The sequence below is a fragment of the Cohnella lupini genome (genome assembly GCF_003386205.1).
GTDB lineage: Bacteria > Bacillota > Bacilli > Paenibacillales > Paenibacillaceae > Cohnella > Cohnella lupini.
In genome coordinates, this window is sequence record NZ_QRDY01000006.1 from 63232 (window position 1) to 79502 (window position 16271).

General features: G+C 51.5%; 17 protein-coding genes. 3 read left to right on the forward strand and 14 right to left on the reverse strand.

Features of this window, described 5'->3' with window-relative positions; translation table 11 throughout:
• Positions 1 to 52: 52 nt before the first annotated feature.
• The 5 genes from DFP95_RS12625 to pdhA all read right to left on the reverse strand — a co-directional run bounded on the left by DFP95_RS12625 (position 53) and on the right by pdhA (position 5647).
• Positions 53 to 544, reverse strand: coding sequence for an acyl-CoA thioesterase (locus tag DFP95_RS12625; protein WP_115993203.1), 492 nt, complete (start codon positions 542 to 544; stop codon positions 53 to 55).
• A gap of 146 nt (positions 545 to 690) precedes the next feature.
• Complete coding sequence (gene lpdA, locus DFP95_RS12630) at positions 691 to 2112, reverse strand: dihydrolipoyl dehydrogenase (protein WP_115992996.1); 1422 nt, start codon at positions 2110 to 2112, stop codon at positions 691 to 693.
• A gap of 3 nt (positions 2113 to 2115) precedes the next feature.
• On the reverse strand, positions 2116 to 3462 hold the full coding sequence (locus tag DFP95_RS12635) for a dihydrolipoamide acetyltransferase family protein (RefSeq protein WP_115992997.1): 1347 nt from the start codon (positions 3460 to 3462) through the stop codon (positions 2116 to 2118).
• A 16-nt stretch (positions 3463 to 3478) separates the two neighbouring features.
• Positions 3479 to 4456: an alpha-ketoacid dehydrogenase subunit beta gene (locus tag DFP95_RS12640; RefSeq protein ID WP_115992998.1), complete on the reverse strand. Its 978-nt coding sequence runs from the start codon at positions 4454 to 4456 to the stop codon at positions 3479 to 3481.
• An 87-nt stretch (positions 4457 to 4543) separates the two neighbouring features.
• Positions 4544 to 5647 carry a pyruvate dehydrogenase (acetyl-transferring) E1 component subunit alpha gene (gene pdhA / locus DFP95_RS12645; RefSeq protein ID WP_115992999.1) on the reverse strand — a complete coding sequence of 368 codons (1104 nt, stop codon included), beginning with the start codon at positions 5645 to 5647 and terminating at the stop codon, positions 4544 to 4546.
• 245 nt (positions 5648 to 5892) lie between these two features.
• Between pdhA and DFP95_RS12650 the strand changes: the two genes are divergently transcribed.
• Positions 5893 to 6645: an alpha/beta hydrolase gene (locus DFP95_RS12650; RefSeq protein WP_115993000.1), complete on the forward strand. Its 753-nt coding sequence runs from the start codon at positions 5893 to 5895 to the stop codon at positions 6643 to 6645.
• On the opposite strand, the gene DFP95_RS12655 is transcribed toward DFP95_RS12650, so the two are convergent.
• Genes DFP95_RS12655 through DFP95_RS12665 form a run of 3 tightly spaced genes read right to left on the reverse strand, consistent with a single transcriptional unit; the run spans position 6642 to position 8282 of the window.
• Positions 6642 to 7175: a hypothetical protein gene (locus DFP95_RS12655; protein WP_245987619.1), complete on the reverse strand. Its 534-nt coding sequence runs from the start codon at positions 7173 to 7175 to the stop codon at positions 6642 to 6644. The two genes, DFP95_RS12650 and DFP95_RS12655, sit on opposite strands and share 4 nt — an antisense overlap.
• The gene (locus DFP95_RS12660; RefSeq protein ID WP_115993001.1) at positions 7165 to 7644 is read right to left on the reverse strand and encodes a low molecular weight protein-tyrosine-phosphatase; all 480 of its coding nucleotides are present in this window, start codon (positions 7642 to 7644) and stop codon (positions 7165 to 7167) included. The genes DFP95_RS12655 and DFP95_RS12660 overlap by 11 nt, the downstream gene beginning before the upstream one ends.
• Entirely contained in the window at positions 7641 to 8282 is a 642-nt protein-coding gene (locus tag DFP95_RS12665; protein WP_115993002.1) for a trimeric intracellular cation channel family protein, read from the reverse strand. The genes DFP95_RS12660 and DFP95_RS12665 overlap by 4 nt, the downstream gene beginning before the upstream one ends.
• Before the next feature lie 176 nt (positions 8283 to 8458).
• Here DFP95_RS12665 and DFP95_RS12670 point away from each other — a divergent pair, with 176 nt between their 5' ends.
• Complete coding sequence (locus DFP95_RS12670; protein ID WP_245987620.1) at positions 8459 to 9124, forward strand: thiamine diphosphokinase; 666 nt, start codon at positions 8459 to 8461, stop codon at positions 9122 to 9124.
• Here the strand turns inward: DFP95_RS12670 and DFP95_RS12675 are convergent.
• The 3 genes from DFP95_RS12675 to DFP95_RS12685 form a co-directional block, all read right to left on the reverse strand.
• Positions 9121 to 9894, reverse strand: a complete 774-nt coding sequence (locus tag DFP95_RS12675; RefSeq protein ID WP_115993003.1) for an MBL fold metallo-hydrolase — start codon at positions 9892 to 9894, stop codon at positions 9121 to 9123. The genes DFP95_RS12670 and DFP95_RS12675 overlap by 4 nt on opposite strands.
• A 179-nt stretch (positions 9895 to 10073) precedes the next feature.
• Positions 10074 to 10745, reverse strand: a complete 672-nt coding sequence (locus tag DFP95_RS12680) for a GNAT family N-acetyltransferase (protein ID WP_115993004.1) — start codon at positions 10743 to 10745, stop codon at positions 10074 to 10076.
• Positions 10745 to 11377, reverse strand: coding sequence for a GNAT family N-acetyltransferase (locus DFP95_RS12685; protein ID WP_115993005.1), 633 nt, complete (start codon positions 11375 to 11377; stop codon positions 10745 to 10747). The genes DFP95_RS12680 and DFP95_RS12685 overlap by 1 nt, the downstream gene beginning before the upstream one ends.
• Positions 11378 to 11735: 358 nt before the next feature.
• On the opposite strand from DFP95_RS12685, the gene DFP95_RS12690 reads away from it, so the two are divergent.
• On the forward strand, positions 11736 to 12236 hold the full coding sequence (locus tag DFP95_RS12690) for a C40 family peptidase (protein WP_115993006.1): 501 nt from the start codon (positions 11736 to 11738) through the stop codon (positions 12234 to 12236).
• A 161-nt stretch (positions 12237 to 12397) separates the two neighbouring features.
• On the opposite strand, the gene DFP95_RS12695 is transcribed toward DFP95_RS12690, so the two are convergent.
• The 3 genes from DFP95_RS12695 to DFP95_RS12705 form a co-directional block, all read right to left on the reverse strand.
• On the reverse strand, positions 12398 to 13753 hold the full coding sequence (locus DFP95_RS12695) for a HAMP domain-containing sensor histidine kinase (RefSeq protein WP_115993007.1): 1356 nt from the start codon (positions 13751 to 13753) through the stop codon (positions 12398 to 12400).
• On the reverse strand, positions 13750 to 14448 hold the full coding sequence (locus tag DFP95_RS12700) for a response regulator transcription factor (protein ID WP_115993008.1): 699 nt from the start codon (positions 14446 to 14448) through the stop codon (positions 13750 to 13752). The genes DFP95_RS12695 and DFP95_RS12700 overlap by 4 nt, the downstream gene beginning before the upstream one ends.
• Before the next feature lie 153 nt (positions 14449 to 14601).
• Positions 14602 to 16191 (reverse strand): serine/threonine protein kinase, encoded by a 1590-nt coding sequence (locus DFP95_RS12705; protein WP_115993009.1) that lies wholly within the window; start codon positions 16189 to 16191, stop codon positions 14602 to 14604.
• Positions 16192 to 16271: the final 80 nt, after the last annotated feature.

The window sequence follows — 16271 nt, forward strand, 5'->3', positions numbered from 1 at the left end:
CGAGTACACACCTCGACCAAAGTTTTTGTTGTATATTGTATCACTACGTTAGTTAATCTGTCGATGAATAACGCTCGGCTCGCCGCTTCTTCCGTGCTTCGTACCTCTCGGGCGCGCTGTCGTACAGCTTCCGTTCGGCCGCGTTCTCCGGCAATACCGGAGGCACGGTGATCGGTTTGCCGTTCTCGTCCACCGCGACGAAGGTAGAGAACGCGGTGCAAGTCACTCTTCGTTCTCCGGTGAACAAATTTTCCGCGCGAACGACGACGTATACCTCCATCGAGGTTCGATGCGTCGAGGCCACGAATGCTTCCAGCTCGACGGCTTCTCCCATCCGGATCGGAGTTAGAAAATCGAGGCTGTCCGTGGATGCCGTCACGACGGACTTGCTGCAATGGCGCATTGCCGAAATGGCGGAAATTTTATCGATATACTTCATTAATGTACCGCCGAACATCGTGCCGTGATGATTCGTATCCGTCGGAAACACGAGCTCCGTCATGATAGATCGCGACCTGCTTACCGGCCTCACTTCTGCCTCCATCCATTCATCCCCTCCCGCTTTAATATATTCTTGGATCCCATTTATTCGAACCAATCGATTAATGATATTAAATAAACCTTCATGAAGACAGGCCACGAATGCTCGTGTCGTCTTCATGAAGGTTTACTCGTCTCTTCGACTTCGAATTAAGATTTAGGAGCGAGCGTGTGGATCGGATGACCCATCGCGAGCTCGGCCGCGTCCATCGTAATCTCAGCCAACGTCGGATGCGCATGGATCGTAAGCGCGATATCCTCGATCGTCGCGCCCATCTCGATTGCCAGGCCGATTTCCGCGATCATGTTGGAAGCCTCAACGCCGGCGATTTGCGCGCCAAGCACGAGTCCGTTGTCCACGTCGTGGATCAATTTCAAGAAGCCGTCCGCTCCGTTCAGAGTTACCGCGCGGCCGTTACCGCCGAACGGGAACTTGCTGGACTTCACTTTATAGCCTTTTTCTTTCGCTTCCTTCTCCGTATAGCCGACGCTTGCGCATTCCGGATCGGAGAAAGCGACCGCAGGTATGCATTTATAATCCACTTTGGATGGCAATCCGGCAATGGCTTCGGCCGCGACTTTCGCTTCGTAGGAAGCTTTGTGCGCCAGAGCCGCTCCCGGCACGATATCGCCGATCGCGAAGATATGCTTAATGTTCGTGCGGCATTGCTCGTCGACCTCGATCAATCCCCGTTCGCCGACCTTGACGCCGATAAGATCCAGGCCAAGCTCTCCGTCCGTGTTAGGACGACGACCGACGGTGACGAGCAAGTAATCGGCCGTAACCGACTTCTGTTCGCCCGCGACTTCGTACGTAACCGTTACTTCTTTGTCGGTTTGCTCCGCGCCTTTGGCAAGCGCGCCGTTGACGATGTCTACGTTGGATTTTTTCAGCTTCTTCACGACGAGTTGGCTCATGTCTTTGTCGAAGCCCGGGAGAATCGTATCCGCGCCTTCCAGCACGGTTACCTTCGTTCCGAATTTCGCGTACATTTGGCCAAGCTCGATTCCGATGTATCCGCCGCCGATGACGATCAAGCTCTTCGGCAATTCAGGCAAGGATAAAGCTTCGGTCGAGGACAGAATCCGTCCGCCGAACGGGAACGGCTTAAGCTCGATCGGGCGGGAGCCCGTCGCGATAATGCAGTTCTTGAACCGATAACGCGGAGCTTCCTGATCGTTGAACAAACGGGCTTCGTTCTCGTTGATGAACATGACTTCGCCTTGGAACATTTCCACTTTGTTCGCCTTCAGAAGCATTTCTACGCCGCCCGTCATTTTGTTAACGACGGAGGTTTTGTAGTCTTGTACTTTACCGAAATCAACGCCGATATTCTCGGCGGACAATCCGAAGTCAGCCGCGTGCTGCATCGACTCGTAGTGATGAGCGGCATTAATCAATGCCTTGGACGGGATGCAACCTACGTTCAAACATACGCCGCCGAACTTTGCTTTATCCGCGATAATTACTTTTTGACCTAATTGAGCAGCGCGAATAGCTGCCACGTAACCGCCAGGGCCCGCGCCTACGACGAGCAAGTCGATATCTAGAGAAGCGTCTCCTACGACCATGGATTACACCTCCATAACAAGCAGCTCAGGATCGCTAAGCAGTTGTTTAATATAGTTTAGGAAATTTTGCGCTGTTGCGCCGTCAATGATACGGTGGTCAAAGCTAAGGGACAGTGCCATTACGGGCGCGATTACGATTTCGCCGTTCTTAACGACGGCTTTCTCGGTAATGCGGCCGGTTCCGAGAATAGCGACTTCAGGGAAGTTAATGACCGGCGTGAAGAACATGCCTCCAGCGGACCCGATGTTCGTGATCGAGATCGTGCCGCCTTTCATTTCGTTCGACGTCAGCTTACCGTCGCGCGCGCGAGTAGCGAGCTCGCGAATTTCGTTCGCGATCGACCAGACGTTCTTGCGATCCGCGTCAGCTATGACGGGAACGACCAGTCCGTTATCCGTATCGGTAGCGATGCCGACATTGTAGTATTTCTTGTAGACGATTTCGTTAGCCGTCTCGTCTATCATAGCGTTAAGAGGCGGGAATTCGCGAGTTGCCGCGACAAGAGCTTTCACGATGAACGGCAAGTAAGTGAGCTTGACGCCCTTCTTCTCCGCCACCGGCTTCGCTTTCGTCCGCAGTGCAACAAGTCCGGTAACGTCTACTTCGTCCATTAAAGTAACGTGAGGCGCCGTATACACGGATTTCACCATCGCGTTAGCGATCGCTTTGCGAATGCCTTTGAACGGTACGCGTTCTTCGACGCCAGGTCCGCTTACGGATGCTTTGGGAGCAATCGCAGGTGCTGCGGTCGCGGAAGCATCGGCTACCGGAGCGGCATCGGCCGCTTTCGGAGCTCCGCCGGCGCTAAATCCGAGAACGTCATCGCGGGTAATACGGCCATTCTTGCCGCTGCCGGATACTTCGGAGATCGTGACGCCTTTCTCGCGAGCAAACTTGCGCACGCTCGGAGTCGCTAGCACTAACCCGCCAGAAGCAGGTTGAGCGGTTGGGGCTGGCGAAGCTGCCTGAACGGGCACCGCTTCGACGACCGGTTGCTGAGCGGGCTGGCCTTGCGTATCCGTTCCGCCCGTCGCGCTGTTGCCGCTTGCGCCGCCGGAAGCTTGCTCGGCGTGGCTTTCCTCGGAAGGAGCCTGATCGGGAACGTCGCCTTCCGCTTCGATAATCGCCACGACTTCGCCGACGTGCATGACTTGTCCGTCTTTGGCGCGAACTTCGACCACCTTGCCGTTAACCGGGCAAGGAACTTCGACGATCGCTTTATCGTTCTGAACTTCCATAATGATATCTTCGTCTGTTACCGTCTGGCCCGGCGCGATGTGCATTTTGACGATTTCGCCTTCATGCAGTCCCTCGCCCAGCTCCGGAAACCGATATTCAAATCTCGTCACATGGAAACCTCCTCATTTAGAACTGAAGCACCTGATTTACGGATTTTACGATGCGCGCGACCGAGGGAAGCCATGCATCCTCCACTTGCGCGAACGGATATACCGTATCTGGACCTGCGACGCGGAGCACGGGTGCTTCCAAGTGCAAGATAGCTTTTTCGTTGATTTGGGCAATGACTTCCGCCGCGGCGCCGGAAGTTTTCTGAGCTTCCTGAACGACGATCGCCCGGTTTGTTTTCTGGATCGATGCCACTAGAGTATCGATGTCTAACGGCATAAGCGTACGCAGGTCGATAACTTCTGCCGAAATACCGTTTTTCTCAAGTTCTTCTGCTGCTTTAACGGAAGTATGAACCATTAAGCCGTAAGTGATAATGGTAACGTCTTTGCCTTCGCGCACGACTTTAGCTTTGCCGATCGGCACGGTATAGTCGCCTTCCGGCACTTCGTCGCGGAAAGCATGGTACAAATTCAAATGCTCCATGAAAAATACGGGATCGTTATCGCGAATCGCAGAGATCAGAAGACCTTTAGCGTCATAAGGGTTGGAAGGGATAACGACTTTGATGCCCGGAGTCTGGATAGCCAGACCTTCCAAGGAATCAGTATGCAATTCCGCCGCTTTCACGCCGCCGCCGAACGGGGTGCGAAATACGATCGGAGCATTATAACGGCCGCCAGAACGAAAACGCATCCGGGCAGCTTGTACGAACATTTGATCCAATGCCTCGTAGATGAAGCCTACGAATTGAATTTCCGCAATCGGACGGAAGCCTTGCGTTCCAAGTCCGACCGCTAATCCGCCGATCGCGGATTCGGCAAGCGGCGTATCGAATACGCGGGTATCGCCGAATTCCCCTTGCAGACCCTCCGTCGCGCGGAAAACGCCGCCTACTTTACCGACGTCCTCGCCGAATAGAATCACGTTAGGATCGCGTTTCAGCTCTACGCGCATTGCGTCGCGAATCGCTTCTTTCATATTCATCTGAGCCATGCTGATAAACTCTCCCGTCTACGAGCGATCTCTCGCCCGCGATCGATATCCGCGGGCAGATCATCTCCATAAATTTATGAGCGACTATTATTGGAAATCGGCTTTTTGCTCTTCAAGATGCGCAGGCGTCGTTTCGAACATCGAATCGATCAAGCCCGTAACGGTCATTTTCTCCGTTTGCTCCGCTTTCTTGATATGCTCGTTCACCGCATTTTTCGCTTCTTCTTTCACGCGAGCCGTTTCTTCTTCGTTCCAAAGACCTTTTTTCTCCAAAAACTTGCCGAAGCGAACAAGCGGATCCCTCAAGCTCCATTCTTGCTCCTCTTCTTTGGTACGGTACTTGGAAGCGTCGTCTGCCATGGAATGCGGACGGAAACGGTAAGTCAACGCTTCGATCAGCGTAGCGCCGCCGCCGTTGCGACCGATTTCGGCAGCCTCTTGCACCGCGGAAATAACGGCCAGGACGTCCATTCCGTCGATTTGTTGACCGCGAATGCCCGCCGCCAACGCTTTGTGGGCAATCGATTGTGCAGCTGTCTGCTTAGCGAACGGCGTCGTGATCGCATAGCCGTTATTTTGCACGAAATAGATAACGGGTAAATTAAACGCGCCCGCAAAGTTCATGCCCTCGTAGAAATCTCCCTCGGAGGAACCGCCATCGCCCGTGTAAGTGATCGCTACGCGTTTCTCGCCCTTAAGCTTGAAGCCCATCGCGATACCGGTCGCGTGCAAAATTTGCGCGCCGATGATGATCTGAGGCATAAGAACGTTAACGCCTTCCGGAATTTGCCCGCCATGCTGATGTCCGCGGGAATAGAGGAAAGCTTGGTACAACGGCAATCCGTGCCAGACGAGCTGCGGCATGTCGCGATAGCCCGGGCAAATGAAATCTTCCTTCACCAAAGCGTATTCGCTGCCGACCATTGTCGCTTCTTGTCCGGAAACCGGAGCATAGAAGCCTAGACGGCCTTGACGGCCTAAATTCACGGCTCTGTCATCCCATGTGCGGGTGAAGACCATGCGGTACATGATTTCTTTCAACTGATCGTCGGAAAGCTTAGGCATGCGTTCCGGATTGACGACTTCGCCTTCCGGGGACAATACTTGTAATGGTGTTACGTCATCGGACCTGACTTCGTGCGATGGAAGGCCGGCTTTGACCGCCGGAGCTTCCGCGGATAATTTGCTCATTAGGTTCACCTCATCTTTAATTGTGGAAGAGGGCTTTCTGTTATAGAATTATTATATCCCTGTTTAAGTGATTTGGTCAAAGAAAAACTCAAAAAATCCTTTGTTTATATAGCTTTGTTCCATTTCATGTTTGTATAACAGGATTTAATATATTATGTAACAGGATAATACACCTCTGTAGGTTTTACCTCCAATTGGTTTGCCCATGCCCGTGATTTCCCATACCTAGCAAGGAGGTTTGTCCCATGAGCGACAACCCGTTATTCAAGAGAACGATTCATAAGCACGACGTGCCTAGTCAATTTCTGCCTGAAGAAAGCCGTTCCATTCGAGTCTATCTTCCGCCAGGGTTTCAACAATGGATCAGTTATCCTGTCGTTTATTGCCAGGACGGCGAAGATTTCTTCAACTTCGGACGCATTGCAACCCATACCCAAAGGTTGATATTGGAAGAAGGTTGGGATCCGTTCATCATCGTAGGCGTAGACGTCGACAAGAAACGAAGGACTTCGGAATACGCTCCGGACGGCGAGCGCTATTCTATATATACCCGTTTTTTCGCCGAAGAGCTCATACCCTGGGTCGAATCGCATTATCCCGTTCGCGACACCCCCGATCAAAGGGTACTGGCAGGCGATTCATTAGGCGGTGCCGTATCGCTCTCGCTTGCTATCGCTTATCCTGCTCTATTTAATCGTATCATCTCCCTTTCGGGCGCTTTTTACGATAGTTACGTCGAGCAGATTCGGCAAGCTGCTTCTTTGGAGAATGTGCAAATATGGATGGTCGTAGGTTTGCAGGAGAGGGAATATCCGACCGACAGGGGAACATTCGATTTCGTGGAGTTAAATAGGAAAACCGTGCGATTGTTGGAGAATAAAGGCGCGAAAGTCAAATACGCCGAAAAAAACGGGGAACATAAGTGGGGATTCTGGCAACAGGAGCTACCTGAGGCTTTAGCTGCATTCCTCGGCGAGGCGCCTCCGGAATTCGACTAAGGCTCGGAACGGGGAGGAAGACGTTTCTCCATGGCGTCAAGCAGTCGCCTCACGTCTTCCTCTTCATGATTCCCTTTGCTTCGAAAAGCAAGCAGCTGCTCGCGGATAAAGGCTTCCGTCTCGGCATATTCCGCTTCGCTAGTCGCGGCGCCGCTAGGATCATACCAGACGAAGCCGCCATCAGGGCCATTGCGAAGATAGGCATGGGTCCACTGCTCCGGGTATTCGTATAACGGAGCTCCCAGCGCCAACGCGATGACGTCGTCGTGCTCCAACGGAAGCAAGTGATGGTATTCCTCGTCGACTGCTCCTCCCGCGATGTGAAGATGGTACGACGCGAAATGCAAATAGTGCTCGCCGGTTTCCTGATCCTTAACGACTCGATAAAGCTCGTTTTCCTCTTCCTTCAATATTTTGACCGGTTCCATTCTTCGCATTAATTCCTCTTGCGAGACTAAGCGAATCCATTTGAACGACAAGGGAATCGGCGCCGACGGCGAAGCCTCTGTTCGTTCGGAATCACTCCCCATGTTCAAGCCTCCCTTTGATTCGCTCCAATAATATTTCGCAGCCGTCCTTCACGAGTTCGTATACTTCTTCGAAGTTGCCGGAGTAATAAGGATCGGGCACATCGTCGGACCCGTTCGCGGGAAGCAACGACATAAACCGGATGACCGGAGCATTGTCCGAGCCTTGCAGAATGTTCAGAATATCGCGTTCGTTCTTCGAATCCATGGCGACGATGAGGTCGAAGCTGCCGCCGTCTTCCGAGGTGAATTGTCTCGCCTTCATTCCCTCGCTGGATATCGAAAGTTTGTCCAACAATCCCCTCGTTCCTTCGTGAGGCGGATGCCCGATGTGCCAATCACCGGTTCCGGCGGAGTCGACCGTAATCTTATTCTCTAACCCATCTCGCTTAACGAGATGACGAAACACGGCTTCCGCCATAGGCGAACGGCAAATATTGCCCAGGCAAACGAACAAAACGGAATAACTCATGACTGACCTCCAGTTGGATTCCGATCCGTCGCGGTGCGTAAGGAACGGCGCGGAAGCTTCCATTTATAAAAGACGGATAACATTCTGAACGCTACGACCAACAGGAATAGCGTGAATAGCTCCCATGGTTTCTGTATTCCCGTGACCCCGATAACCAATCCCGCTCCGATAGCCCATACCGCATAGATCTCGTCCCTGAGGACGAGCGGCTTACGTCCGGCCATAATATCCCGGATCATCCCGCCTCCGATTCCCGTTAGCATGGCGGCAACCATGACCGCGCTTATCGGCAATCGGGCGTTTAACGCGTATGATGCGCCTTGGATGGCGAATGCCGCCAAGCCGATCGCATCGAAGAAGGCTTCGCTTCTTTTCCAGTGATGAATGAGCGCTATAGGAACGATGAACACGATCAAGATAGATATACCGGCCGTTTTGAGAAACAATCCTTGGCTCCATAAAGTCGTAACGGGAACTCCGATCAACAGATTGCGTATGACTCCGCCGCCGAACGCGGTAACAAGCCCCAATACGAATACCCCTAGAATATCGTAATCTTCTTCCATGGCGACGATCGCTCCGCTGACCGCGAAAGCGATCGTACCGATAATGCTAAAAACCTGAAATTCCCACTCCAACTTAAACTCTCCTCCGCGCGATCCGGCTCTTTCCCCTCGTTCATCAGCGAATAGAGGGTTTCATTCATTAAGTCTTTCTCATTGTAGCGGGAAGCCTCGCTGTTCCGCAACGATCATTTTCCGTTATACTGATAGAACGAACAATGCTTGTCCGTATAACTAGGAGGTTCCTTACCATGTCCGTCATGCCGCACCATTCGCCGAATACGCGCGCTCTCATCTTCACCGGAGGCACCCTTGATCCTTGGGCGCTCGAACATTTATTGCCGACGGATTATATCATAGGTGCCGATCGCGGAGCGGAATTTCTGACGCGCAACGGTTACGCCCCCCACTTGGCTTTAGGAGATTTCGATTCCGTTACGCCCGATCAGATGGATCGCATTCGCGAGACCGCAATCGAGTTGTACACTTGCGATCCGATCGACAAGGATTGGACGGATACGGAGCTTGCCCTGCGGGAAGCGATTAAACGAGGTTTTATGGAAATCGTCCTTTTGGGCGCTTTCGGCACTCGATTCGACCATGTCCTAGGTAACGTACATTTGCTTAGGCATGCTTCCGAACATGGGTGCAGGCTCACGCTGATCGACGATCATAACGAAATACGGCTTTGCGTTGACCGATTAGTATTGGATGCGGAACCGAAATTTCCTTATACGTCTTTACTTCCGTTGTCTCTTGAAGTCACGGGGGTAACTTTAAAAGGCTTTAGGTACCCGCTTAAGGATGCGACGCTGAAGCTCGGATGGTCGATAGGAGTTAGCAATGTATTAGAAGCTTCGAGCGGCGCGATCTCGATTACAGACGGACTGCTTCTCGTCATCCGCAGTCGCGATTAGAAGTTCATTGACAACCCCGTCCGGGCAAGCTTAACATTTTCCGGCAGGCGATAGTCATGAGTAACGTCTATGTCATGAGAAAGATGCGTGAAGACGACAGATTGCGGATTCCATTCTTCGGAGAGCAACAATCCTTCCCTCATATCGTATACCGATCGAGTATCCATCGGATACGGCTCTTCGGCGAAGCTCGTGCCGAGCACCAACAATGCCAAATCGGCCAACGGTGCTTTTTGCCGTTCCGTCAAGTTGATCGCATCGGAGCAATATACCCAATTGACTCCGTTCTCCTCATTACTGAAGCGGTACGCATAGGAATAACCGTTCTTCCCGTGATTGACCCTCCATGGCGTTATCCGCCATTTCCCGTAAGTCATTCCGTTATCGTTCTCCGCCATCTCGATATGCCGTTCGATCCAAGGAAACCGCTGGCGTATTTCGTTCAATACCTCGCGCGGAGCATAGGCAACCCCTTTCTCGTTCGTCCAGCGACAAGCATCCGCCCATTCCGTCATGCCGCCTATATGGTCGAAGTGAGCGTGGGTAATTAGCGCCTGCGACACCTTCTTTGTCCCGTTACCTTCCATCTGAGCTAGCCAATCCGGACCGCAGTCCAGCAAGAGCGGCCGTTGACCTTCTTCTTCTATCCAAAGAGAGGAGCGAAACCGGCGGTTGACGCCCGTCGTTCTGGCTTCCATGCAAATGCTGCAATCGCAATATACTCTCGGCGTTCCCATGGAATCGCCGGTTCCTAGAAATGTAATGCGCATGATGATCTCCTTCTTGATCCGTATGAGCTTAACTTTATTTCTAATCGGCGAATTTATCAATTCAAAATAATGGATTTGCAGGTGGAAACAAATAAAAGGTAAGCAGTACCTCGACAAGACATGCATCGGGTTTCTGCTTACCTTATTCGAAGAACGTATTCGCTTAATCGTGAACTAGCTCATAAAGGCAGAAGCTTGATTTCGTCGCCGCCGTCCAACTCCGAGATCATTTCCTGCCACTCTCTCGGCTTCTTCGGAAGTGCCGAATAATATTGCTTGAGGAACTTCGAGATTAACCCCGCGGACAACCATTGCCTGGTTTCATCCGCCGGCAAGAAGCCTAAATCCAGCTCCGCGACGGCTCTGCCCTCGTGGTCCCAAGAAGGGTGCACATACGTAATGTCAAGTTTCTGATAACCCAGATGGGACAGAACTTCGCGGCGCACAGCCGGATGCATTGGAAGTACGTTGCCGAACTTGTAAGACGAAACGGCCTGCGGTCTGTAAATTTCCGCGAACATGCCGATCGACTCCGTCCCGCTTTCGGACTGCAGCCGTTGCAAATCAAGGGAACGTTGCATGTAAAGGTATCGTCCGACTCCCAAACCCATAACGCCGATAATCGTGAAATCGGTCATCGCGACGCGCAAATCGGGATAATAACGATATTCCGTTGCTCCAACTACATTGCCTTCGTATACGGCCACGTAAACGTGAATGTCGGGATCCGCGATCGGTTCCCTCCACAATTCGAAAGCCAGAACCTCTTCCGGCGGAAAAATCGAGCTCATCAATTCGTGCATTGCCGCAAAATTAGGGTCCTCGATTGACTGTACGCGGATATATTCCATTAGACTCGCTCCTTCTTGAATGGGTTACGCCATTCCATCAATGCTGCGTGATGACAAGACTGTTCATCTTCTAGGTAATTGGTCGCAATTCCGATCGGTAGTCTTCCGCATTGCAATAAAAAAGTAATAACGGGATCATGTAATATTCCTTCAACGACTTGTTCTATGTATTGTTCCGGCGTCATTTCGTTAGCGACATCACCGTAACCCGGCATCCTTCCCCCGCCGAGCAAATTATCGCAGTCCAATCGAACGACGGTCTCGTACATCGACTGCATGAGCCATTTGCCTATTCCCAGCTTTCGGAAATTCGGTGCAACGCAGATATCCACCACATATATCGTATTTCCATCCGCCTCATGATTCCTAATATAACCTTCATCGGTTATGGAAGACCAATGATGACGGGTGTTCGGATCGATATTTCTGCGCAATGAAGTCATGGACCCTACGATAATTCCGTCTATTTCGGCGCACAAAGCCCCTTCGGGAAACCGAGTCACGTGCTCCGACAATTGCTCCTCGTTCCACCAAAGCTCCGAGGGAAAAGGCGGAGGAAAGCATTGCTCTTGCAAGGCGACAAGCTTCGCGAAATCCCCCCTCGCATAATTTCTGATCGTCAACGGAACCATCCGCCGACCATCCGATACTCTCAACCGTTTAAACACCCTTTCACCCCCGCCTAGACATCGAGTCCAATCTACAAGACTAAATACCCCTTACTCTCCTCCTATATTATAGGAAGCAAATGTAATGGGGCAAGCATGTTTAACTCTGCGTTTACAAAGGAAAAGGATAGAATCCACAAAGTATCGGATAGAACCGGGGATTAGCGGATGTAATGAGAATTTTCTCATGCAATTCTAAGAAAGCATGGCAAACCGTTCCAGTGCCCAGCGTTTCCCTCTCCTTGGTAATTATTAGGTGGTTTAGCTTTTGTTATACTCTTCAATGTACAAATGAGAAAAGCAAGATGGAGGGAACCACAACATGAGTTTCAAAAGCACTCTCGCACGTAAAGTTATTAGCGTCAGCCTTTGCGCCGTCATCGGCTTCGCCGGCATTGCGTTAAAGCATGCCCCGCTAGCATCGGCAGCCACATCCACTTCCACGTCCAAAGCGGACAAAATCATAACGCTCGGCAAAAAATACTTAGGCGTAAAATATCGGTTCGGCGCTCCGTCCGGTTCCACTTCCGCGTTCGACTGCTCCAGCTTCACGCAGTATATTTTCGGCAAGAACGGCATCAAGCTACCTCGCGTATCCAGCTCGCAAGCAACCAAAGGAGTCAAGGTCGCTAAAGCAAACCTTAAGAAAGGCGATCTCGTGTTCTTCAAGGTCGCGAGGACCGGCAGTAAAATCGGTCATGTCGGCGTCTATGTGGGAAATAACAAAATGCTTCATACGTACGGCGATACCGGCGTTACTTACTCTTCAATGAACACGAGCTATTGGAAGTCGCATTACGTAACGGCGCGACGCGTATTGTAGTCGTCGATTGTTAACTATAATGACGCATCCAGTTCCAACAAGGTTGCACGAATAATCGTTTTTCAATCGGGACTGAAAATGTTTCAGTCGCAAGCAAAACCGGCCATTTCTGAAACTCAGAAATGGCCGGTTTTTTCGATCGCGCCTCGATTGCAATCCGATCAAATCTTGCGTGGCAACATGATCGATATCGTCGTACCGTTGCCTGGCTTACTGTACACTTCCACGTTGCCTTCATGGATATCGATTATTTTTTTGGCTATCGACAAGCCTAACCCGCTGCCGCCCGTCTTGCGGTGGCGCGCTTCGTCCACGCGATAGAACCTATCGAACATATAGGGGATTTCGCTATCGGGAACCCCGATTCCGTAATCGGTCACCTCGAGCTTGATTCCGCTCTTCTGATTGCGAATTCGGACGTCAATCGGCTCCTTGCTGTACTTGATCGCATTATCTATCAGAATAAGCAGCAATTGACGGATCTTATCCTTATCGCCCTTCATGTTAACCGAGTGATGATCGGAATGGACCCGAATCTCGCGCTCGAAGGTTTTCCCCAGTACCTCCGAAAGCTCCCGTACGACGCTCGTTACGTCGAAGCGAGATACATTCAGCCAATTGTCCTGCTCGGCTTCCGCAAGCGTTAGCATCGATCGGATAAGGTTTTGCAGTCTCTCGGTTTCCTTGGAGATCGCCTCGATGGCTTCGTCTCTGACTTCCGCGTTGTCTCTTCCCCAACGCTTCAGCATGTCCGCATAGCTCGATATAACCGTTAGCGGGGTTTTTAATTCATGGGAGGCGTCGGCCACGAAATGCTTCTGGTGCTCGATCGTCCGATCAAGCCTATCGATCATCTGATTGAACGCGCGAACCATTTGCTGAAGCTCGACCGACTCTTCCCGTCCGTTCAGCTTCACGCGGTATAGCTTGCCGCTTCGATCGATCTCCCTCATCGTTTGCACCATCTGACCGATAGGACCTGTCAATCGCGAAGTGAACCAATAAGTCCCGAATATAGCGAATACGATTGCGCCGATACTCGTTACGCTTAAGGCACCAAGCAAGATTTGCAAGTAGCTGTCGAGTACGGTTAATCGGCGCGCGGCCTCGACCGTTCCGATCAGATGTCCTTGGTCGAAGAACGGAACGGATAAGTAGAGCACCCTCTGACCGTTGATCTGCCTCGTTTCTGTCTGATTGTAAACTTGCATCTGCGGAGGGATGGACAGAAGCTCAGGGTCCGTTCCGACCTCGTTCACAACGCGGACGTCTCCGGTGACGATTCTCATCATTTCGTTATAGTTATACATCTCGCTTAGCAGCTTTGGATCTTCGAACCCGCGCAACCCTTGCTTACGCAAGCTCTCGATGACCAGATTAGCTTTATTACTCAGCAATTGAAGTTCTCCGCGGGTCGTAACCCGAATGACGAAGAAATAAACGAAAATGTTATAGAGAATCAAGATGAAAATAAGCCAGAAAACCGTGAATAACGTAAACCTGGATCTTAAGGTCATGCATCAGGCTCCTTCAGCATATATCCGACACCGCGTACGGTATGCAGTAGCTTATGGCGGTAACCCTTGTCCATTTTCTGCCGTAAATATCGGATGTACACGTCGACAACGTTCGTATCGCCGATATATTCATATCCCCATACGTCGGATAAGATCTCGTCGCGCGTTTTCTCGCCGTTCTTGTGCTTAGCTAAATACAGCAGCAATTCGAACTCTCTCGGAGTCAGATCGATGGAATGATCCTTCCTGTACACTTTGCGCGTAAGCAGCTCGATGGATAGATCCCCGATCCGGATGACGTCCTCGGTTTCTCCCTCGCGTGAAGCTTTGAATATCCGAAGCAGGTTTCGCACTCTCGCAAGCAGCTCTTCCATCGCGAAAGGCTTCGTAATGTAATCGTTCGCGCCGTGCTCAAAGCCGCTTACTTTGTCCGGAACGGTATCCCGTGCGGTGATTAAAATGACGGGGACGGCTCCGTCGTTCTGCCTTAAACGGCGAAGAACCTCGATTCCGTTAAGCTCGGGAAGCATCACGTCGAGCAGCACCAAATCCCACTCCCCGGAAGTAGCCATCTCGAGCCCCTTGCGACCATCGGCTGCCCTGCCGACGCCGTAGCCTTCGTGCTCTAATTCCAATTGCAGGATCCTAGCGATGGCATCCTCGTCTTCGATGATCAATATATTTTCATTGTTCATTTCATTCACCTCACGTAAAATCAATAGGCATTATGCCCGCGACTAGCTAAAAGAATAAAAAAAACAAAACCAATCTCCCTTAGCTATTGTACCACGACTGTCAAAGTCGTGGAAAATCGGCAAGCTGCCGCGCCAAAAAGGCTGAGAGGTTAATTATCTTATGCCCGTAACCTTTGCAATCCATTTTCGAAACGCACCGTCGAATGCAACCGAAGTCGTCTTGTCCTTCGGCAAGCCTTCTCCTCTCCACAATGCATTGATCATAGCGGGACTTCCTATATCCGGAATGGACACCTCCGGTTTATTAGGGAATAAGGAAAGCCAGTTTTTTCTATCGGCAAAGGGCTGGTCCCGATTCGCGAGCCAGGCACAATTAATACGATGCTTACTCGCCTCTTCCGCCAATTCAACGCAGGACAATTGTCGGCGATGAGACCATTTCGCGGGGAAGCAATCGGCCACGAGTCCGATATGATCCGCCGATCTCATAAGCCACTCCTTGATCCCCGAGCGTTCCCACCGGCTGGAAACATCCAACAGTACGATCGGAACTCCAAGTCTTTTTAACCAATTCGTATAATCGTTGTCCGGGTTATGAATTCCTTCATCGTTCGGACTTAAAGGATAATAAGCTACGCTTCCTTGCCGCCAGGCAGGAACGGCCGCTTGCTCGACCCCGGCTTGCGAGTAGATTGCCCACTTGGGCATTCTTACGGCTCCGTTAAGCAGAGCGTAAAGCTCCCCATACCCGCCAGGGCATTCGACCAAAGCATGAGCGACTTTCATTCGCGCCAACGTATCGGACAATGCCATAGAAGCGAAGGTAGCTCCGGCTCCCGGATAAGCGGAGGCGATAGCCACGATAATGACCGGCTCCATGTCAGTTCGAAAGTCGCCGCGAATATGCTCTTCCGAAAGTGGAACGTTGCCGCGTTGAATGATCTTTAGCTCCGTTAACAGCTCGATTGCCGTTTGCGGACGCCTATCAGGATCGCTATCCAATATCCTTTCCAGCACCCGAATGAATTCCGCGGGCACATCCTCTTGAATGGAGCGCTTATAGTCTCCTCTGTGCCTAATGGCAAACTTACCGCCGGTCAAGAGATGATAGGCTAAAGCGCCTAGCCCGTATAGATCCGTCCGACAATCGGATTGCTCTCCTCTCAGCTGTTCCGGCGCGGCGAAACCCGGAGTACCGAGCTGAAGCGTATCGCTCAGCTTCTCCTCCCGATACCGCCTGGCAATCCCGAAATCGACGAGGATCGCCCGATTTCGCCGATCCAGCAGCACGTTGGAAGGCTTAAGGTCGCGAAACACGATTGAAGGCTTACGAGAATGCAAATAAACGAGCACTTCGCATAAATCGGTCAGGATACCCAGAACGAAAGGAAAAGTCAGCCTTAATCCGAAACGTTCGAATCTCTCCGCAAGCGTATCCCCGGCGACATAGTCCATGACGATGCAAGCGACGCCGTCTTGGTCAGGCGGAAAATAATCCACTATGTCGGGTAGGCCGGTGTGATCCAGTTCGCTCATTAATTCAGCTTCCAGCAAGAAGGTTCTCCGCTCGTCGGGAAGAGGACGAGTCAGCTTAAGCGCTCGCAGTTTCCCTCCTAAGCGAACGTCTTCCGCTAAGTAAACCCGACCCATACCTCCTTTACCGATCGGCATAACGATTCGATATCGATCTCCGAACATTTGCCCTTGTTCGAGATCCAAGCCCGAGAGTCTTTCATTCTTCAATGGACTTATCCACCTTTCTCCGCTTAGAAAAACGCAAAAATCCCGCACGCGGAACGAAACCGGCTTGAGCAAGGTTTCGT

Coding starts and splice junctions, on each gene's coding strand:
- DFP95_RS12625 (WP_115993203.1), bottom strand. CDS start 544: ATGGAGGCAGAAGTGAGGCCGGTAAGCAGGTCGCGATCTATCATGACG.
- lpdA (WP_115992996.1), bottom strand. CDS start 2,112: ATGGTCGTAGGAGACGCTTCTCTAGATATCGACTTGCTCGTCGTAGGC.
- DFP95_RS12640 (WP_115992998.1), bottom strand. CDS start 4,456: ATGGCTCAGATGAATATGAAAGAAGCGATTCGCGACGCAATGCGCGTA.
- pdhA (WP_115992999.1), bottom strand. CDS start 5,647: ATGAGCAAATTATCCGCGGAAGCTCCGGCGGTCAAAGCCGGCCTTCCA.
- DFP95_RS12650 (WP_115993000.1), top strand. CDS start 5,893: ATGAGCGACAACCCGTTATTCAAGAGAACGATTCATAAGCACGACGTG.
- DFP95_RS12655 (WP_245987619.1), bottom strand. CDS start 7,175: ATGGGGAGTGATTCCGAACGAACAGAGGCTTCGCCGTCGGCGCCGATT.
- DFP95_RS12660 (WP_115993001.1), bottom strand. CDS start 7,644: ATGAGTTATTCCGTTTTGTTCGTTTGCCTGGGCAATATTTGCCGTTCG.
- DFP95_RS12670 (WP_245987620.1), top strand. CDS start 8,459: ATGTCCGTCATGCCGCACCATTCGCCGAATACGCGCGCTCTCATCTTC.
- DFP95_RS12675 (WP_115993003.1), bottom strand. CDS start 9,894: ATGCGCATTACATTTCTAGGAACCGGCGATTCCATGGGAACGCCGAGA.
- DFP95_RS12680 (WP_115993004.1), bottom strand. CDS start 10,745: ATGGAATATATCCGCGTACAGTCAATCGAGGACCCTAATTTTGCGGCA.
- DFP95_RS12685 (WP_115993005.1), bottom strand. CDS start 11,377: ATGGTTCCGTTGACGATCAGAAATTATGCGAGGGGGGATTTCGCGAAG.
- DFP95_RS12690 (WP_115993006.1), top strand. CDS start 11,736: ATGAGTTTCAAAAGCACTCTCGCACGTAAAGTTATTAGCGTCAGCCTT.
- DFP95_RS12695 (WP_115993007.1), bottom strand. CDS start 13,753: ATGACCTTAAGATCCAGGTTTACGTTATTCACGGTTTTCTGGCTTATT.
- DFP95_RS12700 (WP_115993008.1), bottom strand. CDS start 14,448: ATGAACAATGAAAATATATTGATCATCGAAGACGAGGATGCCATCGCT.